This is a genomic window from Hymenobacter sp. HD11105 (assembly GCF_054051685.1).
On sequence record NZ_JBSWBR010000020.1, the window covers coordinates 1 to 2,762 of the forward strand.

Here is a 2,762-nt window from a genome sequence, read left to right on the forward strand (position 1 = left end):
GCCAAGTCGGATACTACCCTGCCTGCTAGTGCCCGTAACCCGCGGCGGGTGTTCTTCAAAATGGTGCTCTATACAGATAGGGGCTCCAATGTGAAGGAAGAAAAGGTAACTATTTTCTTTGGCGACGGAACCAGCAGTGGTCTGGGTGCTATCCAAAGGGCGGTATTCCGGCAGATATCACCCGATACGGATATCAACGTCTTTTATTTCGAGCATACCTACAGTGCTCCCAGAAGTTATACTGTAAGCTATATAGGAGAGAATCGAAACTTCAATGTTCGTAATATGTCTGATTCTGGTAGTCAGACATTTTATATCTCTACCCGCATTACCATTGCCCCGGAGCTAGGGGTCAACCGCTCCCCGGTGTTGAACGCCCCCGCCTTTGACAAGGCGGGCAACAATCAAGTCTGGCTGCACAACCCCGCGGCCTCCGATGCCGATGGCGACTCCTTAGCGTTTGAATTGCAGCCAAGCCGCCAGGTGCCGGAGCAGGTAGAAGGTACAATTGCTAATGGTAACGTGCCAAACGTTGCTGTCACCAATAGTTATGTTTATCCTAATCTTACTCCCCCTCGTGGAGTACAGGTTTTCTATTTAGGAAACCCTGGTGGCGGCCCTTCCACGTTTACCCAGGATCCGATAACCGGGCAGGTGGTCTGGAATGCCCCGAACGTGGCGGGGCTCTACAACTTCGCTTTCGTAGTTAAAGAATACCGGCGAACGGGCACTGGCCCCGCCCGCCTGATCGGGGAGGTAATCCGCGATATGCAGATTCTGGTGGAAGCCACCAACAACCTGCGGCCCACGATTACGATTCCGCCGGATATCTGCGTGGTGGCCGGGACGCCCATCACCCAGACCGTGACGGCCACTGACCCCAATAATGATGCGATAACGTTGGCCGCCTTTGGGGGAATCTTCCCGCCCGCTACCTTTAATCAGACCGCCACCGGCCCGCCCCAGGCCAGCGGCGTCTTCCGCTGGACCCCCCAGTGCGCGGACGTGGCCTCGGATCCCTACACGGTCGTGTTCAAGGCCGATGACCGGCCACCGTCCGGTAGCACGACGTTGATTGACGAGAAAGCGTGGCGCATCACGGTGGTGGGGCCACCCCCGCAGAACCTGGGCGTGCGCGGCGAGGGCAACACGGCTATCCTGACCTGGGACCGCTACACCTGCACCAACGCTAGTCGTATTCTGATTTACCGCAAAGAGGGGCCGTCCACCTTTGTGCCCGGGCCCTGCGAGACGGGCATCCCCGCTTCCTCCGGCTTTGTGCAAATCGGGGAAGTGCCGGTGGGCACGGACATCTTCCGCGACACGCGCAACGGCCTGGGCCTGGAGCGGGGCAAGAACTACTGCTACCGCATCTACGCCGAGTTTCCCCGGCCCAAGGGCGGGGCCAGCATTGCCTCCCAGGAGGTCTGCCTGAATCTGGAGGGGCAGAGCGCCCTGCTCACCCACGTGACGGTCGATCGGACGGACGCCACCACGGGCGCTATCACCGTGCGCTGGACCAAGCCCACCAGCCAGACGGGCTTCATCCCGCCCGTGGGCTACCGCTTGCTGCGCTCCGTGGGTACAGGTACGCCCACGGTGGTGCTGACCACCTCTGACTTGGACCAGCTCTCGTTCGTGGACACCGGGATTAACACGCTGGCCAATACCTTCACCTACCGGCTCGAGTTCTTCAGCAATGCCGTCGCCGGGCCGGGCTCGGCCGTGCTCACGGAAACGTCGACCGCCTCGAGTGTGCGCCTGGAAGGCACGGCCGACGTGTCGAACCCCGCCCTGAACCGCATCACCCTGACCTGGACCTACGCCGTGCCCTGGAACAATGCCTTGCGGCCCACCACCGTCTACCGCCGGGACCCGGCCCCGGGCAGCCCGTTTGTGCCGGTCGGCACGGTGACGGGCACGGCGACGGGGGGCACTTTTGTCGATCAGGGCACCTCGGCCCAGCCCCTGCGCAAAGGCCAGATCTACTGCTACTACGTCGAAACCAACGGCACGTATTCTCTGCCTGGCGTCCCGGATCCGCTGCTCAATAAAAGCCAGGAGCGGTGCATTGCCCTCAATACGGTGCCCTGTCCGCCGGTACTGACGTTGGTGCCCACCAATTGCGATAGCCTCGCGGCCCTGCCCAGCTTCCCCGCCCCCGGCCAGGTATACAGCAATACGCTGCGCTGGACGCTGGGCAACACGCCCCCGGACTGCAGCCGCGGCATTGCCTACTACCGCATTCTCTACCGCGAGACGCCCGAGGGGAACTTCGTAGCGCTCGACTCGGTGACCCAGCAAAGCTACGTAGACCGGCTGGATCGGGACCGGCCCACCCGGCCGGGCAAAGCCACCTTTGCCGGCTGCTACGCGATCCAGGCCGTGGACTCGGTGGGCAATCGCAGCGTGCTGAGCAACGTTGAGTGCAAGGACAACTGCCTGTTTTTTGTGCTGCCCAATATCTTCACCCCGAATGCGGACCTGCGCAACGATACGTTCCGGCCGAAGGTGGCCAGCCCGCTGCGCCGCACCCGCTTCCAGGCCTTCAACCGCTGGGGCGTGAAGGTGTACGAGAGCGAGCAGAACCCCTTTATCGAGTGGGCAGGCACGAGCAATGCGGGCGAGAACCGCGGGGGCGTACCGGTGAGCGCGGGCGTGTACTACTACATCGCCGAAGTGGAGTTTGCCGACTTTACCAGCACCACGCGCACCTACAAAGGCTGGGTCGAAATCACCCGCTAAGCTAATCGGGCAAGTAC

1 protein-coding gene is annotated in these 2,762 nt (G+C 61.7%); it reads left to right on the forward strand.

The features are described 5' to 3' along the window. Positions 1-2,745, forward strand: a 2,745-nt coding sequence (locus ACW9KT_RS22265) for a T9SS type B sorting domain-containing protein (protein WP_457084598.1), incomplete at its 5' end; no start/stop codon positions are given. Positions 2,746-2,762: the final 17 nt, after the last annotated feature.